The organism is Bacillus cereus group sp. MYBK101-2 (assembly GCF_051918845.1).
In the GTDB taxonomy this organism is placed as follows: domain Bacteria; phylum Bacillota; class Bacilli; order Bacillales; family Bacillaceae_G; genus Bacillus_A; species Bacillus_A paranthracis.
Window position 1 is genome coordinate 612,582 of sequence record NZ_JBQAIE010000001.1, and the last position, 19,947, is coordinate 632,528.

A 19,947-nucleotide genomic window follows, 5' to 3' on the forward strand; every position below is an offset into this window, starting at 1 on the left:
AACCCCCTTTTCATATAACATCATTAAAATAAACAAAATAATCTGAAAAGGAGCGTTTATATGCAGCGTTACCTTGCTCTATTATTAGCACTCATCCCTATTTCATTAGCTGTGTTTGGCATTAAGTTAATGAGAGATACCGTATTCGGGATTTTATTTCCTCCACTCTCTATACTATGGTTACAATTTTTAATCGGGGCTCTCTGCTTCGCGCTCGGATTTTATATCTTTGGTGGTTTCGTCTTACACCGAGATCGTAAACGAAATAAAGTACAAGCTCGCTTTCGAAGATAGGATAGGAAATCTCTACTATTTACAAATAAAAAAATGAGACCGTTACAAGCGGTCTCATTTTTTTATTTGCAATAACGTTCTTGCCGTTTCAGGATAATCAGTAATAATCGCCGATATGTTCATATCAAAATATTTACGCATAAGTGTTTCTTCATTAATTGTATAGGGCCGAACTTCTACATCACTTTCCATCGTTAATTCAGCAATGGCATCTTGAAGGTAACGATAATTCGGATGCACCGCAGTAGCTCCCATCTTTTTTGCATATGCCCACGGGCTATGCAGGCCTTCGCGATATAAAATCGCTGTTTGAATATCAGGAGCCATCATATGACACCTTTTCATACTGTAGTGATTAAATGAAGAAAATATAACACGATCTTCTAAATTAAATTTCCGTACAAGCGTTATAACTTCTTCTTCTAAACCTCTGTATGGAATTTTATTGTTTTTAAGTTCAATATTAAGTAGCAACTCTGTTTTTTCAATCCATTGTAACACCTCTTCTAAAAGAGGTATTTTACAAAATCCTACTTTATCACCAAATTTATAGCTCGCATCTAATTTACATAAATCCTCATATAAATAATTTCGAACCGCACCTTTTCCATTCGTTGTCCGGTCCACTGTTTCATCATGAATGACGACAACCTTTCCGTCTTTCGTTAATTGAACATCAAGCTCAATTCCATTTGCCTTAAAAGATTCAGCTGCTTCAAATGAAATCATCGTATTTTCTGGGTATGTTCCCGCTGCACCACGATGTGCAAATATAAGAGTCATCCTCACTCCCCCAATCTTATGCTATACTATACGAAAAAGGAGGTACTTCTATGAGACCATTACAAATTTCTCCAGACACTGCAGTCCGCCTATCAAAAGCACTAGGTGTTCCACTTGAACAACTTATGCATATGCCGCAGCACATTTTAATTCAAAAGTTAGTTGAATTAGAAAAACAAAATAAAGACGAAGAATAATACAGTCCTGTTTCACAGGACTTTTTATTATTTTCTATTATATCACGGATGACTTGCTTGCTAAAATCCCTCATTGGATATACCATGATTCAATTTAACCTTCACTTCGAACATGTACAATAAAAAGACCAACGAATTCTAACATTCATTGGTCATTAATTAAAAAGTTCATTGGTTTTAAATTTACTATCGAGTATACATTTCAAGAATTATTAAGCTTTATTAAAACTTAAATCCCTTACTTCTTCTATTCTCAGCTAGCCTTATGTTCAAGTCTCAGCTTATCCGCAACCATTGCGATGAACTCTGAGTTCGTAGGTTTTGCTTTTGACATAGATACTGTATAACCGAAAGCTTTAAACGTTGATATATATACGTTTCTAACATTTTCTTTTCGTCCAATAAATACGTTAAATTTCACGCCCTTTATTGGTTTCGTTTTTCTTAATTCATTGGTAACATTACATTACTAATGTGTATAAGAATATAATACATATTCACAGGGGCAAACGTCAATAGAATTCAATGATATCCACGTACTGTTTCACGTTACCCTCTATTCAGCTTCTTGATTTACGACTATATCCTTATTCCTATAGTCTAAGTTGGTACGTATTTGAAGCTTTCCCCTGTCCTACTGTAACCAACAATAGCCCCGGTTCTTTTAGTTCTTTTATTGCCTTTGATGTTGTATTACGTTTAGCCCTTAAATAGTCTTGTAACTGGTTATAAGATAACTTTACTGGTGCTTTATCCGCTTCTAATTCTTTCATAATATATAGTAACAACAGTTCTGTTTTATCTAAGTTAGTGCGTTTGAACAGTGCCAACCGCAATCCCCTTCCCTTGTTCTGTCATTTAGCACTCATACTAATGGTGCCTTACACTTCATATAGTACATATTAATTACTATAAAAACAATAACCCCCCCTTAACTTGTAGGCTATATATATTAAAAAGACTTATGCGTAATTCACATAAGTCTTACTTTTGTTATTCATAAGTAATTATTATTCGTCTTCGCAATTACATAAGCTAGAAAACAATTCTTAAAAGGATGAACCAATAATGCACCACTCTACAAAAATAGACTTGATATCTATTAAATATAGTAGTCAGGATTTTCATCCATTTTAATTAAAAACTCCTCTAAAGAATCCGCTATTTTTACGTCCTCAGAGTAAATTGGACATTGACCTAATTCATTTTCCTGCTTAAATTTAATTGTTAAAAAGCTAAGTTCTGTTACTTCAAAAAACACCAATGATTCTTCATCATCTACACCATCTATATTAGGGTCATATTCATAGATATCTTGTCTCAAACGAAAATCCGCAACAGAAAATGGGTCCATAAATCTGTTAAAAAAGAACTTACTTGATGCCTCTAAAAAACCATAACCAATTTCTTTATAAAAAACTTTCAATTCTTTAGGGAATTTCATTTTTAATAAATCTTCTGCTTCCTCTATCTCTTCTTTTGGCAAAAGGTAAAAAATAGGGGTTTGATTAGATTTAATACTTTCGTCTGCTACAATATGTTTTTTCAAAAAGTTAAACATAATTTTTACTACCTCCTTATTACAGAAGGGCTGTTTTCAATGCTTCTTCAAGCATTGTATTGAAATCATTATATGTTTTCATCACTGTGCCAGATGGTTTATCAAGTTCTAAGCAAGTACCATCAGATAAGTTTTTACAAAACCAAGCAATACTTGAATCTCCAAAGAAAAGATACTCTTTTTGAAATTCATTTTCATACCAAATCTTATTCGTGTCTATAAATCCACAAATCGGTTCGTTTCTTTCTGTTTCTAGTAAAGAAGGGTCAACTCCATAAATAACTAGTCCACCAAAATCTAAACCATTTACGTTTTTAATAAACTCCTCAAATTCACTCGGTAAATCAACATTAAATTTCTCTTTCACACGTTCTCTTAATCTATGAACTTCAGTATCTGTTGCTGGTGTGTTCAGATTAAAGTTAACACTTTTCAGTATATCTTCAATTTCTAAAATCAGATTTTTCCACATATAAATTTCACCATTGCTTCAGCTTGAATCTGTTCAAAAATTTCTTTTTCATTTCCCTCATAATTGTTTAACATTCTTAGAATTTCTGAAACCTTTGCATCTATGTTACTAACTCCTATCAGTTATTTTAGGACTTTTTTTACATGTCCGTTTCTGAATCCCATACCTCTATAAATTCAAAACCTTTTAAATCACTTTCTAACACTGCATTTCTAAATTCATCTGATACAAAAACGGAAGTAGGATGGATTCTTTGATTTATATATACTTTAAAAATCATTTCATTGTGAACAATGTTAGGAATAAATGCGAATTTTTCACATCCTATTACTAAACCTGTGATTAATTTTTTAAAGATTGCTTTATTACTATCAATTGCATCTAGTACATTTAAAACATGGACTACATAATATACTTCATTTGTTTTATTATGAACAAGTGGAAGAAACTCAACATCAGCACCTATTAAAGGTTCTAATAATTTTTTTGCTTGTTCACTAATCATTATTGAACCAGTTTCCCCCCAAAAATGCGGACAGTCGCTAGGTTTATCTCCTTCTATACATTCAATAAATATTTCTCCCCATGAATCTAGTAAAATTGCAGTGGAGTTGAACTTCCCTTCAAAATATTTTTTATCCTCTTTATATTTCAATAGCTGGAAAGACTGGTAATCATCAAACGAACTTCTCAATTCCCAAATTTTCATTTTTTATTCTCCTTCGAGATTTAATATATTTACAAATTATTTCGATTTATTTAATTTTAAACTCCCCTCTAATAAACGTATCCTTATGTCATGTAGGGCTGCAATAGCATCAGCTTGAGTACCACCGTATACTTTAACTTCTTTTAACACTCTAGCCACTTCATCTGCATATTCTGCTGAATGACTACCGATATGTAATGCTTCAGTAGTTACATAATCATTCACTTTATATGGTAAAAATACCCCATTAGCAGCAGAGTCATGGTGGATTCCAAACTCTTCTAATAATTCTTGTGCTTCAATAACTTTGTTATCCTTCCAAGGAACCAAGTGATGTGCTGCATTAGAATATGGGGGTGGTTCAATCCCTGCATCCTTAAGTTCTTCACGTAATATTTTAGATGCTGTATACGAATCAGGATACTCATTTTTCACTTCAACTCTATCAAGAACTTTATCCGCATAATCTTTTATTACTTCTTGTACACCTTTAACTCTACTTCTTCCACCAGTTTCAGAAAACATAAATATATCACGGGCTTCTTGTAAAGCTTCAAAAGTTTTTATCTGATTGCTACCAAAGCCACTAGTACCTGCAAATGCAAATCGTTCTTTTAATGGTAATTGATTCGAAACGGACGAGATACCTTCTGAGAATTTTGTTAGATTGGTACCTTTTGAAAGTGTAGTTACTTTACTTATTCCTTTATCCCCAAGCTATCCCAATCCAAGTCCCATAAAAATACTTGTTCCCCATTTTGTACGACTTTCCGCATCACCATGCCAAAAATCATTCATAAATGAATCCGAAACAGCATTCCAAGCAGTAAAGGTTGTCTCTATGGGGTGACCTATAGCATACTTAATATTTTCTTTTGTTACTGTATCGTCTAGTGAATCAAATCCTTCTACAATCCCCCCAATAACTTGCCCAGAACCAACGTATATACCGTCCCAAATTTTTCTAAGCATAGATTTTTCAGAGGGTTTGCCGCACATTGCCCCTTCTTCTACCTTTTCATCTGATAAATTCCCATCAACTAAATTACCATCATAACGTTCATCAGCATTACGAAACTTTTCAGCAGCGTGCATTAGTTCTTCTGCAATCTTATCAAATTCCCGAAACACATTAAACATTTGAGGTTTTGTTTCATTAAACATCTGATAAACCCTTTGACTCGTTGCACCGTTCCACATTGCAGCTACGTATTCCGTTTGGTTATATAAATCTTTATGTATCTGTTCTAACCTATTTTTAGTTTCAAGAACAAGCTTTGCTGACTGTTCTAGCCGTTCTGGCGTAACCTTTATTTGCGTCACGCTACCCCTTCTCCATACAATATTTCACACAAGAATTATATCATGTGGAGCTATTTCACTGTACTAAATATTCGGAATTTATGACCCGAAAAAATTTTAATCCCACCTTTTAAAGAAGTTGAAACGAAGCTGTCTGCTATTTAAAACAAATAAACACGGAAATCCTATCAAAAATATACCTCCACTTAACTTCTTCTTTGCAGAATCAAGCATCCATCTTACTCTTTCGGAGTGATTTATATAATATAAACTAAAACTTTAATCAGTCGATTTTGTTCGTCCCCATTAATTATTATTCGAACCAATTGGGCGGTTACAGGCAGTTGATCTCCCGCCAATTTTCAAGACAGGAGTCTTACCGTCCATTAATGCGAGATAAATCACCTAAATCTCAATATGATAATTGTGTGCTTTCTATCAACAAAAAACCTCCTAATTCTTGGAATTAAAATCCCAATAATTAAGAGGTTTTTAAATTAACCGCCAATTACCTATGTACTTTATTGCCTACATACGCAATTCGTTGGTTATTAAATTTTGTTATGAAATACGCTTAACACCTTGATACAACAACGATTAGCTAGCCTTATGTTCAAGTCTCAGCTTATCCGCAACCATTGCGATGAACTCAGAGTTCGTAGGTTTTGCTTTTGACATAGATACTGTATAACCGAATAAGGACGAAATAGAATCGATATTCCCACGACTCCATGCTACTTCAATTGCGTGACGGATTGCACGCTCGACACGGCTTGCTGTTGTATTATATTTCTTCGCGATATCTGGATACAATACTTTCGTAATAGATCCAAGTAATTCGATGTCATTGTACACCATAGAAATTGCTTCCCTTAAGTACATGTACCCTTTAATATGAGCAGGCACACCAATTTCATGAATGATACTCGTAATGCTTGCATCTAAGTTTTTCGGTTTTCCATCTACTGTTGTTGCTGATCGGAAAGATGGCAGTGGACGTTTAATAGTAGCGTTCGCTTTACCGCTCACTTGACGAATATGACTCGTTAAATTCTCCATATCAAATGGTTTTAATATGAAATATGACGCACCTAAGTCAACTGCTTTTTTCGTCACATCTTCTTGTCCAAACGCTGTCAACATAATTACGCTAGGCTGTCTTAACCTTTCAATATGGCGCATTTTCTCTAGTACAGCTAACCCATCTAAATGTGGCATAATAATATCTAATACAAGTACATCCGGCTGCTTATCTTTTAATAAATTTAAACACTCTTGACCATTATAAGCAGTACCAATTACTTCCATATCCTCTTGAGCAGCTACATAACTCTCTAGCATTGATACTAATTCTTTATTATCATCCACAAGACATACTTTAATTTTCTCCACAGCTTTTCCTCCCTTACCGAATCGATTCTCCGACATGTGTATCCTTCTAGGCTACATGAATTGTTCGACAATTGTGTGAAAATTCCCTTTTAAAGTTTGTTACTTTCCGATAAAATCACAAAAAAATATGTTTATCGTTTATTTATTCCTTTTCGCAACACATTCCATCATAGAAAAACAACGAAACGTTCAACCCTTTCCTTTTATTTTACAACAAAAAACACCTCTTGCGGAGCTTTTACAAAATTTCAACGAATTTTTCAATAGAAAAACGAGCTAATTATTAATTAGCTCGCTTTTCTTTCTTGATCATAAATGTTAATTCCAGCCTCATGTAACATCCATTCAATATGAACACCATATCCTGATGTTGGATCATTTACAAATACATGTGTAACAGCGCCAATTACCTTTCCATTTTGTACAATTGGACTTCCGCTCATCCCCTGTACGATACCACCTGTTTTCGCTAATAAACGTTTATCTGTTACTTTTATTACCATGCCTTTTGTTGCCGGAAACTTTTGCGGTACTGTACTCACAACTTCAATATCAAACGCTTCCACTTTATCTTGCTCAATAACCGTTAATATTTTTGCTGGTCCTTCTTTTACTTGATGAGATAGTGCAATAGGCATTGCTTTATCCATTACGCCATTTGTCATATTTGTATTCAATTTGCCAAAAATACCAAATGGACTATTTATTGTAATATTGCCAATCACTTCACGATCAGGTGAGAACCTCGCTAATTTCTCCCCTGGATTCCCATGACTACCTCTTTCAATTGATGTAACTGTCGAACGCATAATTTGTCCATCTTCGACTTGAATCGGCTTTTTCGTATCATTATCAGAAATAACATGACCAAGTGCCCCATATTTCATAGAATCAGGATGAACAAATGTCATTGTTCCGATTCCAGCTGCCGAATCACGAATATATAAACCAATGCGATAAGACGATTCTCCACTGTCTTTTTGTGGTGTTAATTTAGTGCGGATATGCTTTCCATCCCTTAGCAAAACGAGATTAAGCGGTTCGCCTGTTTCCCCACTATTATGAATAAATGGTGCTACATCACTCATTCTTTCAATTGTTTTACCATTAATTTCAGTAATCATATCTCCAATTTGCACACCAGCTGTTTCACCAGGAGATACTTTCCCTTTTTCAGTTTGAATTAAATGATGGCCTACAACAAGTACCCCTTTTGTGTTTAACTTTACACCAATTGATTGTCCACCTGGAATAACTTTGAAATCTTTTAATACTCTCACATTTACTTTTTTCACTGGAAAACCAGCAAGCTGAAACACCATATCTGCTTCACCATTTTGATGAGAATTTACCATAAGTCCTTGTTTTTGTTCATTTGAACTTACTGTAAACACATGACGATCTGTAGATGAAGCTTTAAATACTGGTAATGAAGCTATTTCTGATTGTTGTCCTTCAAAAACAACAAGTTGCTTCGGAGATGAAATAAACGTCCGAAGCGGTTTAAAACACCCAATAAAAACTAAAGAAACAAGGAGAAAAATACCTATTATTTTGCGAAATCTTTCTAATTTCAATTTGTTCACTCTCCTCGCTCCTACCCCACATTCAGCCTTTTGGCTTCACTTTTTAATCTCTCCTTGCAATGCTTTATTTATAACCGGAAGAATTAAGAAATCATCATTTGAGAAAAAAAGCTATCCATTACTGGATAGCCTCTGCTGTCTGTTTAAAATGATGCGCTTGCGTAAGTAATTCTTTCGCATGTTCTGTCGTTAAATCTGTAATTTCCACACCAGAAATCATTCGAGCTATTTCTGTTACTTTATCCTCCATAGTTAAAACGGTAACTGATGTAATTGTTCGATCATTTGCTACTTGTTTTCGAATAAATAAATGCGAATCCGCCATTGAAGCTACTTGAGGTAAGTGCGTAATACAAAGTACTTGTGAGTTTACTGATACTCGATAAATCTTTTCCGCAATAGCCTGTGCGACCCGGCCACTTACACCAGTATCCACTTCATCAAAAATAACAGATGCAACACCTTGATGCTTAGAAAAAATGCTTTTTAAAGCTAAAATAATACGGGATAACTCTCCGCCAGAAGCAACCTTTGAAAGTGGTTTTAGCGGCTCACCCGGATTTGTTGAAATATAAAATTCCACATGATCGTAACCATCCGCTGTAAGCCTTACCGGTGCTCCCTCCACGAGAGGCTCTTCTGCATTTCCTTCTCGCTTCATAATTCTCACTTCAAATTTTGTTTTTTCCATATATAATTCTTTTAATTCCTGATGAATGGCATTTGTAAGATGCTCTGCAAGTTCATGACGCATATTACTTAACAACGTTGCTTCTTTCAGAATAACACTTTCTAATTCCTTCAACTGTTTCTTCGTCGTTTCAATATGAACGTCTTTATTTTCAATCGTAAAAATTTCTTGTTCAATTTTATCAGCATACGCTAAAATCTCTTCTACAGTATTTCCATATTTTCTCTTTAGCATACGAATTTCATTTAAACGCGTTTCAATTTCATCTAAGCGATTCGGATCATATTCCATCATATCGAGCTTTTCTCTTAGTTGATAGGCAACTTCTTCTAATAAATAATAACTATTGGCAATGGAATCATGATTTTCTTGATACACTTCATCTAAATGTGTAATACTCTCCATTTGTCCCATTGCGCTTCGTACATTATCTAACCCTTGTCCGTCAGCACTTAATGAGCGATACGCGTCCCCTAATGCTTTGTAAATTTTTTCGAAATTAGAAATTTGCAATCGTTCTTCAGTTAAGTCATTTTCTTCATCTATCTTTAAATCCGCTTTACGGATTTCTTCATGCTGAAATTGAATTAAATCTAAACGATGTGCCATTTGTTGTTCATTTTCACTTAACGATTTCAACTGTTTTTTTAATTTCTCATAGTCAGCATATACGTTTTGGTATATATCTAATTGTTTAACGATACGCTCTCCATCAAAATGATCGAGCATAAATAGATGACGTTCTTCATTCATTAAGTCTTGCGTTTCGTGTTGTCCATGAATATCAACAAGTGTTTTTCCAATTTCTTTTAATACACTAAGGGTAACTAGTTTTCCATTTACACGACATACACTTTTTCCGTTTGCAGCGATATCACGCTTCAAAATAATCATGCCGTCTTCTATTTCTATATCCAACTCTTCTGCTTTTTCAATACATGGATGCTTATCATCTTCCACATAAAATAGCCCCTCTATCTCAGCTTTTTCTGTTCCGTATCGAACAAATTCTGCTGAACCACGGCCACCTACAAGTAAACTAATCGCATCAATAATAATCGATTTTCCGGCCCCTGTTTCACCACTTAAAACCGTTAATCCTTTTTGAAAAGAAATATTTAATGCCTCAATAATAGCAAAGTTTCTAATCGATAATTCCGATAACAATGCCCCATTCACCTCGTTATAAACTAATCCCCTATGAAGGGCTTTTCTCAGTTCTTTATTCAAATAGTCATACTATATGTTTGTATGTATAAATTACTTTTCTAACCGCTCCATTGTACCAAACATTTGTTTTACGGGTCAATCCACCTATTTCCTAATTTTATTCAAAGAAAATATTATATTACAATTAAGAATTCACGTTTTTAACCAATAAAAATATCCTGTTCGCTTTCCACTTTACAGAGGAAAGCAAACAAGATTTTTTGTTACAGCATATTTAAGAAACGATCAGAGACAACACCTGTATCTTCAGGTGTACGGCAAATAATTAAGCAAGTATCATCACCACAAATGGTTCCGATAATCTCATCCCACTCTAAATGATCAATAAGTGCCCCAAGTGAATGAGCGTTACCAGGCAATGTTTTTAGCACAAGCATATGTCCTGCCGTGTCTAATTTTACAAATGAATCCACTAGATTGCGTTTTAATTTTTGTAACGGGTTAAATCGTTGATCTGCTGGCAAGCTATATTTATAGCGACCATCATGTAATGGCACTTTCACTAAGTGCAATTCTTTAATATCGCGCGATACTGTCGCTTGCGTTACATTAAATCCCTCATTACGTAGAATATCAACTAATTCATCTTGTGTTTCAATTTCTTTGTTCGCAATAATTTCCCTGATTTTAATATGGCGCTGACCTTTATTCATACATTTGCACCTCACACTATCTCTTACCATAGTTTAAACATTGGTATACTTCACTTATTTATGTTAACTTATAATTCGTTACTTGTACACAATTGTTTTTACAATCATTATACAATTACAACAAAAAGAGGAACAACATATGTTATTCCCCTTTCCCTTTTTGTTTTAGGACATCATGTGCCTCTGTAACTACTTGCTCAACAGAAATTGGAGAATGATTTTCGCCCTTCTCACGTTCACCATGCCATTTCAGATGAATTAAAAATTCAATATTACCATCCCCGCCCGTAATCGGTGAGAATGTTAAGCCTTCTACGTCGTATCCTTCTTTTATAGCAAAGTCGACAATCATTTCTACGACAGCCTCATGTACTTTTCGATCGCGAACGATACCCTTTTTACCAACTTGCTCTCTTCCAGCTTCAAACTGCGGTTTAATTAACGCTGCTACATCCCCATTCGGCATAAGCATTGTTTTTAAAACTGGCAATATAAGTTTTAATGATATAAACGAAACATCGATACTAGCAAATTGCGGTAAACCACGTTCTAAGTCTGCTGGTGTTACGTAACGGAAGTTCGTTCGTTCCATTACGACAACACGCTCATCTTGACGCAATTTCCACGCAAGTTGATTGTACCCTACATCTAATGCATAAGATAATTTCGCTCCATTTTGAAGCGCACAATCGGTAAAGCCACCAGTTGATGAACCAATATCTATCATAACTTTATCTTGTAAATCAAGATGAAATGTCTCTAATGCCTTTTCAAGTTTATAACCACCACGGCTTACATACGGCATAACTTGCCCCTTCACCGTAATCTCTGTATCTTGTGGGATTTTCTCCCCTGGCTTATCCAATCTCATCTCATTCGCATATACAAGGCCGGCCATAATGGCGCGTTTTGCTTTCTCACGTGTTTCTATAAGCCCTCGCTCTACTAATAGTACATCTACTCTTTCTTTTTTCGCACTCATTTGTTACGCCCTTTTTTGTTTTGATGGAATCATTGTATGAATACGGTCTACAACAGCATCTGTCGTTAAACCGATTTCTTCTAATAATTTTGTTACACTACCGTGTTCTATGAAACGATCTGGAATACCCATTCGTTCAACTAACGCACTATGGTACCCGTTCTCAGACGCAAATTCAACTACTCCTGTTCCAAAACCACCAATTAAGCAAGCTTCTTCAATCGTTAAAATTGGTATATTTTTTCCTAAGAGATCATGTAAATATGCTTCATCCATTGGTTTAATGAAGCGAGCGTTCACTACTTTCACTGAAACTCCAGCCTTTTCAAGACGCTCAGCCGCTTCCATTGCCATTGGTATTGTCGTACCAAATGTTAAAATAGCTGCTTGTGTACCTTCTTTTAACGTTTCCCATGAACCGATTGGAATCGCCTTTAATTCTTCATCCATATGAACGCCAAGTCCATTACCTCGCGCATAACGTAATGCGATTGGTCCATCTTCATATTGCATCGCCGTGTATACTAAATGTTGCCCTTCATTTTCATCTTTTGGCATCATAAGTACCATATTCGGCAAGTGGCGTAAGAATGAGATATCAAATACACCTTGATGCGTTTCCCCATCTGCTCCTACTAAACCAGAGCGATCAATTCCGATGAAAACATTTAAATTTTGGCGGCATATATCATGAACAACTTGGTCATATGCTCTTTGCAAAAATGTTGAATAAATCGCTAAGAATGGTTTCATACCTTGCGTTGCCATACCTGCTGCCATTGTTGTAGCATGCTGTTCTGCAATACCTACATCAATCATACGATCTGGGAATTCTTTTTGGAATTTCTCAAGTTTTGATCCAACAGGCATTGCAGGTGTAATTGCTACGATACGCTCGTCCGTTCTCGCCAGCTTAAGTACTGTTTCACTAACAACAGCACTCCATGCTGGTGCAACTTCTTTCGGTTTAACGAAGTCACCTGATTCAATTTTATAAGGTCCTGTTCCATGCCAAGTGCCAATAACATCACTCTCAGCTGGTTTGTAACCTTTTCCTTTTTTCGTAATAACATGAACAAGCACTGGGCCTTTTGTTTTCTTTGCATATTGCAACGTTTCGAATAACTTTTCATAATCATGCCCATCGACTGGACCTAAATATGTAAAGCCTAACTCTTCGAAAAAGACACCAGATACTAGTAAATATTTAAGACTATCTTTTATTTTCTCTGCTGTCGCAGCAACTTTCCCACCGACAGCTGGGATTTTCTTCAAAATATACTCTAGCTCATCTTTTACCCAATGGTATTTTCCTGCGGTACGTAGACGTCCAAGCACATTATGAAGCGCACCAACGTTTGGCGCAATTGACATTTCATTATCATTCAAAATAACAATCATGTCTGTTTTTTCATGTCCAATATGGTTCAATGCCTCTAAAGCCATTCCGCCCGTTAAAGCGCCATCACCAATGATTGGTATAACATATTCTTTCGTTTTCTTTAAATCACGTGCTAGAGCCATTCCCATTGCAGCAGATAATGATGTCGAGCTATGGCCAGTTTCCCATACATCGTGCTCACTTTCACAACGTTTTGGGAAACCACATAGACCTTGATATTGCCTTAATGTGCCGAATTCTTTTGCACGTCCAGTTAAAATTTTATGTACATAGGATTGATGTCCTACATCCCATAAAAATTTATCTTTCGGACTATCAAATAATTTATGCAGAGCAATTGTGAGTTCTACTACACCTAAATTAGGCGCAATATGTCCACCTGTTTGAGAGAGCTCTTCAATTAAAAACTTACGAATATCCTCACTCAATCCCTCTAGTTCACTGATAGACATCTCTTTCAAAAAACTAGGGTTTTGAATTTGCGTTAGATCCACATGGATCACTCACTTTCATTTCATAATCTGTCAACATGTCAAATATTACAAAAAACATTTACACAAAACAAGAAATTCTCTTTTTTTATTTTTCACCTTGTCCTGCTATTAACCAGTCTATTGCGCCCTAATCTTATTATAAACCATATTTCTTTAGGCGATGAAAAAAATAGCCGCTAACACGAAGTGATAACGGCAATGTAATCTACATATATTTTTGCCAATAACAAGAAAAGAAAAACCTTTTCCTACATTTATATCATAAAATGATGAATGACTCAACAAATGAAAACGCTGTTATATTAGTTATTACGTTTTGCAATCAAATCGCAAATAGATAGTAAATATTCATCTTGTAATTGCAAGGAACTAATAGCATCTTTTGCTTTTGCAATCGTTTCTTCTAAAATATCCTTTGCTCTATCTACAGTAAATAACGTCGTATATGTGCTCTTTTCGTTGGAAACATCACTACCAATCGGTTTTCCAATCTCTTCTTCGGTTCCTTCCACATCTAAAATATCATCTCGAATTTGGAAAGCTAGGCCGATATATTTTGCAAACTCAAGTAATTTTTCTTCCTGTTCTTCTGTGGCATTAGAAAGTATCGACCCTGCAAGTACAGCGAATTCAAGTAGTTTCCCAGTCTTATGCTTATGAATATACTCTAGCTCATCGATCGTAAGCTGTTTCCCTTCCGCTTCCATATCTGCTACTTGTCCGCCAACCATTCCCTCTGGCCCTGCCGCCTTTGCAAGCTCAAGTACAAGTCTTACTTTTTTCTCAGCAGAGATTTCCTTTTGCTCATATGCCATAATAACTTGAAAAGCATATGTCAACAAACCATCTCCTGCTAAAACTGCCATCGCTTCACCAAATACTTTATGATTTGTGGGCTTCCCTCTTCTTAAATCATCATCATCCATACAAGGTAAATCATCATGAACTAACGAGTATGTATGTATCATTTCAAGAGCACAAGCTGCACCTACACCAAGATTTTTTTCTTTACCAAACGCTTGTAATGTTGCAAATAAAAGTAACGGGCGGAGACGCTTTCCACCCGCTTCCAAAGAATATGCCATCGCTTCACGAAGTACATTTGGACATTGTAATTCATTTGCATAGCTTACAAGCTTCTCTTCTACGAAAGTTTTACTTTCTTTCAAAAAAGTATCAAAAGCAATTGTCACTATGCTTCATCTCCTAAAGCAGTAAACGGTTCAAGCTCTCCATCTTCCCCAAGAATAACTGCCATTTGTTCTTGTACGTTCTTCAACTTCTCATCACAAAGCTTAGATAATTCCATACCCTCTTTAAAATAAGAAATTGCTTCTTCTAAAGGTACGTCACCTTGCTCTAATTTAGAAACGAGGTGCTCAAGTTGCGAAATTGCCTCTTCAAAGCTTAATTTATTTTCCATTATTCAATTCACGCTCCTCTATTCCTGATACGCTACAATCTAATATTCCATCTTGTAATTGAACTGAAACAGCATCTCCAAGGCTAACATCTTTCACACTTTTTAACACTTGCTTCTCTTCATCATATACAAGCCCGTACCCTCTCATCATTACTTTAAGCGGGCTTAGCGCTTCAAGTTTTTGAGCAGCTCTTACAAAGGCAAATTCTTTCGTTTGGAGTAACGTTTGCATTTCACGTTGCAATTGCTTTTGCAATGTTTCAACTGCTACCTTTGTTTGCATAATTTTTTGAGATGGGTGGTGCTTCTCTAAATAAAATGAAAGCTGTTTTAACTGATTTACCTTTTTATCAATATAGCGCTCTTTCGCTAACACAAGCTGTTCTAACGCTCTATCCAATTGCTCTTCTTTTTGCTCATATACTTGTCTTGGATAACGGAACGCATAAGATTTTTGCAATACTTGTAGTTTTTCTTCTTTTTTATGTACTAACTCTCTCATTGCTCTTTGCAACCTTAGAGTTCTTTGTAATACCTTTTCTTGTAACTCGATAATATTAGGCGCTGCCAGCTCAGCCGCTGCAGTTGGTGTTGGTGCTCTTAAATCGGCAACAAAATCCGCAATTGTAAAGTCTGTTTCATGGCCTACTGCTGAAATAATAGGGATCTCACTCTTGAAAATAGCTCTTGCAACCATTTCTTCGTTAAACGCCCACAATTCCTCAATAGAACCTCCACCGCGCCCAACGATTAGGACATCTATCCCTTCCATTTCATTCGCTGTACGGATCGCTTGTACAATTGAGGGAGCTGCTGACTCCCCCTGTACAAGTACTGGAAACACAATAACATTTCCAATTGGATAACGACGTTTAATCGTTGTTATAATATCACGAATCGCTGCTCCTGTTGGTGACGTAATCACACCTATTGTTTTCGCATAAGGAGGGATTGTTTTTTTATAAACTTGAGAAAACAATCCTTCTTCCTCTAAACGAACCTTTAATTGTTCGTAAGCTAAATGCAGGTTTCCGACTCCGTCAGGCTGCATGTCTTGAATATAAATTTGATAAGAACCACTCGCCTCGTAAACAGAAATTTTCCCTTTCACGAGTACCTTCATCCCATTTTCAGGTCTGAATTTAATATTACGATTATGACCCGCAAACATAACCGCTGCGATTCTTGCATTTTCATCTTTCAATGTAAAATACATGTGGCCACGGCTATGATTTTTAAAGTTGGAAATTTCACCTTTTAACCAAACAGACTGTAAATGCGGATCATATTCTATTTTTGTTTTTATATAGCGTGTTAACGCTGTAACGGTTAAATATTGTTTCTCCATTTCTCTCTCCTCATAGCCGACTCAAATTATTTACAAACGACACCTGCACGCTTAGCCGATTCAACAGTATTATGAAGAAGCATTGTGATCGTCATTGGACCAACACCCTTTGGCACAGGTGTAATGTAACCTGCAACATCTAACACGTTGTCAAAGTCAACATCACCACAAAGTTTTCCTGTTTCTAAACGGTTTACACCAACGTCGATTACAACTGCTCCTTCTTTCATATAATCAGCTGTTACCATTTTAGGTCGTCCTACTGCTACGATTAAAATATCAGCTAATTTCGTTAACTCTTTCATATTTTGCGTCTTAGAATGACAGTATGTGACAGTTGCATTTTCATTTAAGAACAATTGTCCCACTGGCTTGCCGACAATATTACTTCTTCCAATTACTACAACATGTTTTCCTGAGATATCAAGATTTGTTTCTTTTACTAACTCTACAATACCATGCGGTGTACATGGAAGGAATGTATCTTGTCCCGTCATCATACGTCCTACGCTGATTGGATGAAATCCATCTACATCTTTTTCTGGTGAAATTCTTTCAATGATAGCTTTTTCTTCAATATGTTTTGGTAAAGGTAATTGCACTAATATGCCATTAATGCGGTCATCGCCATTTAAGCGATCGATTTCAGCAAGCAAACGCTCCTCCGTAATGGTTTCAGGAAATTCAATTAGCTCTGAATAGATTCCTACTTGTTCACAGCCCTTTTCTTTTCCTTTTACATAAGAACGAGATGCTGGATCTTCTCCAACTAAAATAACTGCTAATCCTGGTACAATCCCTTGCTCTTTCAACTTCACAACTTCTTCTGTTAATTGTGCTCGTTTTTTCTCCGCAACTTCATTTCCTTTGATGATTACTGCTACCATTTTAAGATTCCCCCTTAAAGAAATTACAGTGTATCTTTTATATTAGATAAAACGCCGTTAATAAAACGACGAGATTCCTCATCCCCAAATGTTTTAGCAATTTCAATGGCCTCGTTAATTGTTACGTTGTGTGGAATTTCTTCCATGTATTTCATTTCATACACAGCTACACGTAAAATACTGCGATCAACAATACTAATACGCTCAAGCTTCCACTTTTTTAAATTTTGACGAATCGCTTCATCAATTACTTCTTTATTTTCTACAAAACCTACAACAAGTGATTCTAGAAACTCATTTGTTTCTTCACCTTCATCTAGCGTGTTTTCCACTGCTACTTTCGGTTCTAATTCACCTGTAATATCCATTTGATATAATGCTTGCATAGCTCTTTCTCTAGCCGTCCTACGTTTCATTGTAACTCTCCTTTATGCTTCAAGTCTTTCCTTATGCTTTGTTATATTATTATAATTTATAAGCCGTCAATTCACTTACTCTTACAGTTTTCATTGATTTTCCAACCTTATAATACAATGATAATAACACAATTTATCGTTTCACACACGGGTTACAAGGCTGAAAAATAATAAAAAGATTAACTTCAAGTTCCATATCTTATCACAATGTACGTTTTTTGGTAAAACGAAACATTTTCTTTTTTATTTCTCATTTTTTGAAATAGTATAATAATTAGAGGGTTGTAATTTGTGAAGAAATGAAACGATAAAAAAGATGCCTATGTTACTAGGCACCTTTTTCATTCTTACACTGGTTCGATTTCTGTTTTTTGTGTTTCGAATGTTACGCCAACGATGTGAACATTCACTTCTTTTGGCTCAAGCCCTGTCATTGTAAAGAGTGCTTGGCGAATGTTGTCTTGAATCTTTTGTGCAACAACTGGAATTGCTACGCCAAAATACATTACAACATAAAGGTCAACGATAATATCTTCGTTTGCTAATTCAACCTTTACACCTTTACCATGATTTTTCTTACCTAACTTCTCAACAACATCTGTAGCAAAATTACCACGCATTGCCGCTACGCCTTCTACCTCAGCAGCTGCAATACCTGCGATTACTTCAATTACTTCTGGTGCAATTTCTACTTTACCAAGAGTTGTATCTTGACCCATATCTAACATATGTTCAGCCATGAAAAAAACCTCCTTTAATGTATCACTGCGTCACAAGTTCATGCTCTTCCAAAAATTTCGTATTAAACTCACCTTTTACAAAATCAGGATGATCTAACAATTGCAAATGGAACGGGATTGTTGTATGTACGCCTTCAACGACAAACTCACTGAGTGCACGCTTCATTTTTGCAATTGCCTCTTCACGTGTTTTTCCGTGAACAATTAATTTAGCAACCATCGAATCATAGAAAGGTGGGATTGAATATCCCGGATATACAGCTGAATCGACGCGAATACCAAATCCGCCTGGTGGCAAGTACATTTCTACTTTACCTGGAGATGGCATAAATTTTTTGGCAGGGTTTTCCGCATTAATTCGGCATTCAATTGCCCAACCATTAAATTGTACTTCTTCTTGCTGTAACGATAACTTTTCTCCAGAAGCAACAAGAATTTGTTCTTTAATTAAGTCTACCCCTGTTACCATTTCAGTAACTGGATGCTCAACTTGGATTCTCGTATTCATCTCCATGAAATAAAAGCTTTTCGTTTTATATTCATAAATAAACTCAACCGTACCAGCACCTGTATAATCAACCGCTACCGCCGCTTTAACTGCCGCCTCACCCATCTGCTTACGCACATTTTCATCAAGTGCTGGTGATGGACTTTCTTCTAGTAGTTTTTGCAAGCGGCGCTGAATCGTACAATCACGCTCTCCTAAATGAATGGCATTTCCGTGTGTATCTGCCATTATTTGAATCTCAACATGGCGGAAATCTTCAACGTACTTTTCTAAGTATACACCAGGGTTCCCAAAAGCGGTACTAGCTTCTTGCTGTGTAATTTGAATTCCTTTTACAAGCTCTTCTTCATGGCGCGCAACACGAATACCTTTTCCGCCGCCACCTGCAGTCGCTTTAATAATAACAGGATATCCAATTTGATTCGCAAGTTCGATCGCTTCTTCGGTATTTTTAATAATTCCTTGTGAACCTGGTACAATCGGAACCCCTGCTTCTTTCATTGTATCACGAGCAACGTCTTTTGTGCCCATCTTTGAAATAGCTTCTGGACTTGGACCGATAAAAATTAAGTTACACTCACGGCATAACTCTGCAAAATCTGCATTCTCTGCTAAAAATCCGTATCCCGGATGAATTGCATCGCAGCCTGTTAACTTCGCAACACTAATAATGTTCGTCAAATTTAAATAGCTTTCTTTCGAAATCGTTGGTCCTACACAATACGCCTCATCAGCGATTTGTACGTGAAGTGACTCTTTATCTGCTTCTGAATAAATTGCGACTGTTTCAATATCCATTTCTTTACAAGCACGAATAATTCGTACAGCAATTTCCCCACGATTGGCTATTAATACTTTTTTTATCATCACAAAGACT

The 19,947-nt window shown here is 35.9% G+C and carries 20 protein-coding genes and 2 pseudogenes; 2 read left to right on the top strand and 20 right to left on the bottom strand.

Annotated features, from left to right (window positions below; all coding sequences use genetic code 11):
- Positions 1–60: 60 nt before the first annotated feature.
- On the top strand, positions 61–294 hold the full coding sequence (locus ACTFSI_RS03210; protein ID WP_001190187.1) for a DUF2627 domain-containing protein: 234 nt from the start codon (positions 61–63) through the stop codon (positions 292–294).
- 54 nt (positions 295–348) lie between these two features.
- Here ACTFSI_RS03210 and ACTFSI_RS03215 read toward each other — a convergent pair whose 3' ends face one another.
- A complete protein-coding gene (locus ACTFSI_RS03215) occupies positions 349–1,077 on the bottom strand; it encodes a glycerophosphodiester phosphodiesterase (RefSeq protein ID WP_440045232.1) in 729 nt (242 codons plus the stop codon).
- Between the two features lie 50 nt (positions 1,078–1,127).
- On the opposite strand from ACTFSI_RS03215, the gene ACTFSI_RS03220 reads away from it, so the two are divergent.
- Positions 1,128–1,274: a YycC family protein gene (locus ACTFSI_RS03220; RefSeq protein WP_001247671.1), complete on the top strand. Its 147-nt coding sequence runs from the start codon at positions 1,128–1,130 to the stop codon at positions 1,272–1,274.
- A gap of 253 nt (positions 1,275–1,527) precedes the next feature.
- Here ACTFSI_RS03220 and ACTFSI_RS03225 read toward each other — a convergent pair.
- The 19 genes and pseudogenes from ACTFSI_RS03225 to accC all read right to left on the bottom strand — a co-directional run.
- Positions 1,528–1,626, bottom strand: a pseudogene (locus tag ACTFSI_RS03225) (sporulation initiation factor Spo0A C-terminal domain-containing protein); the annotation flags it as partial.
- A gap of 241 nt (positions 1,627–1,867) precedes the next feature.
- Entirely contained in the window at positions 1,868–2,104 is a 237-nt protein-coding gene (locus tag ACTFSI_RS03230; RefSeq protein ID WP_440045233.1) for a GntR family transcriptional regulator, read from the bottom strand.
- 272 nt (positions 2,105–2,376) lie between these two features.
- A complete protein-coding gene (locus tag ACTFSI_RS03235) occupies positions 2,377–2,835 on the bottom strand; it encodes an SMI1/KNR4 family protein (RefSeq protein ID WP_440045234.1) in 459 nt (152 codons plus the stop codon).
- A 19-nt stretch (positions 2,836–2,854) separates the two neighbouring features.
- Positions 2,855–3,307, bottom strand: coding sequence for a YrhA family protein (locus ACTFSI_RS03240; protein ID WP_000265782.1), 453 nt, complete (start codon positions 3,305–3,307; stop codon positions 2,855–2,857).
- 139 nt (positions 3,308–3,446) lie between these two features.
- Entirely contained in the window at positions 3,447–4,016 is a 570-nt protein-coding gene (locus ACTFSI_RS03245; protein WP_070806819.1) for an imm11 family protein, read from the bottom strand.
- Positions 4,017–4,052: 36 nt separating this feature from the next.
- Positions 4,053–5,339: pseudogene (locus tag ACTFSI_RS03250) on the bottom strand (WXG100 family type VII secretion target).
- A 576-nt stretch (positions 5,340–5,915) separates the two neighbouring features.
- Positions 5,916–6,710: a sporulation transcription factor Spo0A gene (spo0A, locus tag ACTFSI_RS03255; protein WP_014297988.1), complete on the bottom strand. Its 795-nt coding sequence runs from the start codon at positions 6,708–6,710 to the stop codon at positions 5,916–5,918.
- A gap of 287 nt (positions 6,711–6,997) precedes the next feature.
- Positions 6,998–8,296, bottom strand: coding sequence for a SpoIVB peptidase (gene spoIVB, locus ACTFSI_RS03260; protein ID WP_440045235.1), 1,299 nt, complete (start codon positions 8,294–8,296; stop codon positions 6,998–7,000).
- 118 nt (positions 8,297–8,414) lie between these two features.
- A complete protein-coding gene (gene recN, locus ACTFSI_RS03265; RefSeq protein WP_000947749.1) occupies positions 8,415–10,154 on the bottom strand; it encodes a DNA repair protein RecN in 1,740 nt (579 codons plus the stop codon).
- 266 nt (positions 10,155–10,420) lie between these two features.
- A complete protein-coding gene (argR, locus tag ACTFSI_RS03270) occupies positions 10,421–10,870 on the bottom strand; it encodes an arginine repressor ArgR (RefSeq protein WP_001032581.1) in 450 nt (149 codons plus the stop codon).
- A 142-nt stretch (positions 10,871–11,012) separates the two neighbouring features.
- On the bottom strand, positions 11,013–11,852 hold the full coding sequence (locus ACTFSI_RS03275; RefSeq protein ID WP_001274741.1) for a TlyA family RNA methyltransferase: 840 nt from the start codon (positions 11,850–11,852) through the stop codon (positions 11,013–11,015).
- A 3-nt stretch (positions 11,853–11,855) separates the two neighbouring features.
- The gene (dxs, locus tag ACTFSI_RS03280) at positions 11,856–13,748 is read right to left on the bottom strand and encodes a 1-deoxy-D-xylulose-5-phosphate synthase (RefSeq protein ID WP_000366459.1); all 1,893 of its coding nucleotides are present in this window, start codon (positions 13,746–13,748) and stop codon (positions 11,856–11,858) included.
- A 302-nt stretch (positions 13,749–14,050) separates the two neighbouring features.
- On the bottom strand, positions 14,051–14,941 hold the full coding sequence (ispA, locus tag ACTFSI_RS03285; RefSeq protein WP_000150362.1) for a (2E,6E)-farnesyl diphosphate synthase: 891 nt from the start codon (positions 14,939–14,941) through the stop codon (positions 14,051–14,053).
- Positions 14,941–15,171 (bottom strand): exodeoxyribonuclease VII small subunit, encoded by a 231-nt coding sequence (xseB, locus tag ACTFSI_RS03290; RefSeq protein WP_000428423.1) that lies wholly within the window; start codon positions 15,169–15,171, stop codon positions 14,941–14,943. Before xseB ends, ispA begins: the two co-directional genes overlap by 1 nt.
- A complete protein-coding gene (gene xseA, locus ACTFSI_RS03295; protein ID WP_000415266.1) occupies positions 15,161–16,519 on the bottom strand; it encodes an exodeoxyribonuclease VII large subunit in 1,359 nt (452 codons plus the stop codon). The genes xseB and xseA overlap by 11 nt, the downstream gene beginning before the upstream one ends.
- 26 nt (positions 16,520–16,545) lie before the next feature.
- Positions 16,546–17,406 (bottom strand): bifunctional methylenetetrahydrofolate dehydrogenase/methenyltetrahydrofolate cyclohydrolase FolD, encoded by an 861-nt coding sequence (gene folD / locus ACTFSI_RS03300; protein ID WP_000226728.1) that lies wholly within the window; start codon positions 17,404–17,406, stop codon positions 16,546–16,548.
- A gap of 23 nt (positions 17,407–17,429) precedes the next feature.
- Positions 17,430–17,822: a N utilization substance protein NusB gene (gene nusB / locus ACTFSI_RS03305; protein WP_000830249.1), complete on the bottom strand. Its 393-nt coding sequence runs from the start codon at positions 17,820–17,822 to the stop codon at positions 17,430–17,432.
- A 347-nt stretch (positions 17,823–18,169) separates the two neighbouring features.
- Positions 18,170–18,562, bottom strand: coding sequence for an Asp23/Gls24 family envelope stress response protein (locus tag ACTFSI_RS03310; RefSeq protein ID WP_000807630.1), 393 nt, complete (start codon positions 18,560–18,562; stop codon positions 18,170–18,172).
- 22 nt (positions 18,563–18,584) lie between these two features.
- A complete protein-coding gene (gene accC / locus ACTFSI_RS03315; protein ID WP_000592876.1) occupies positions 18,585–19,937 on the bottom strand; it encodes an acetyl-CoA carboxylase biotin carboxylase subunit in 1,353 nt (450 codons plus the stop codon).
- Between the last annotated feature and the right edge of the window lie 10 nt (positions 19,938–19,947).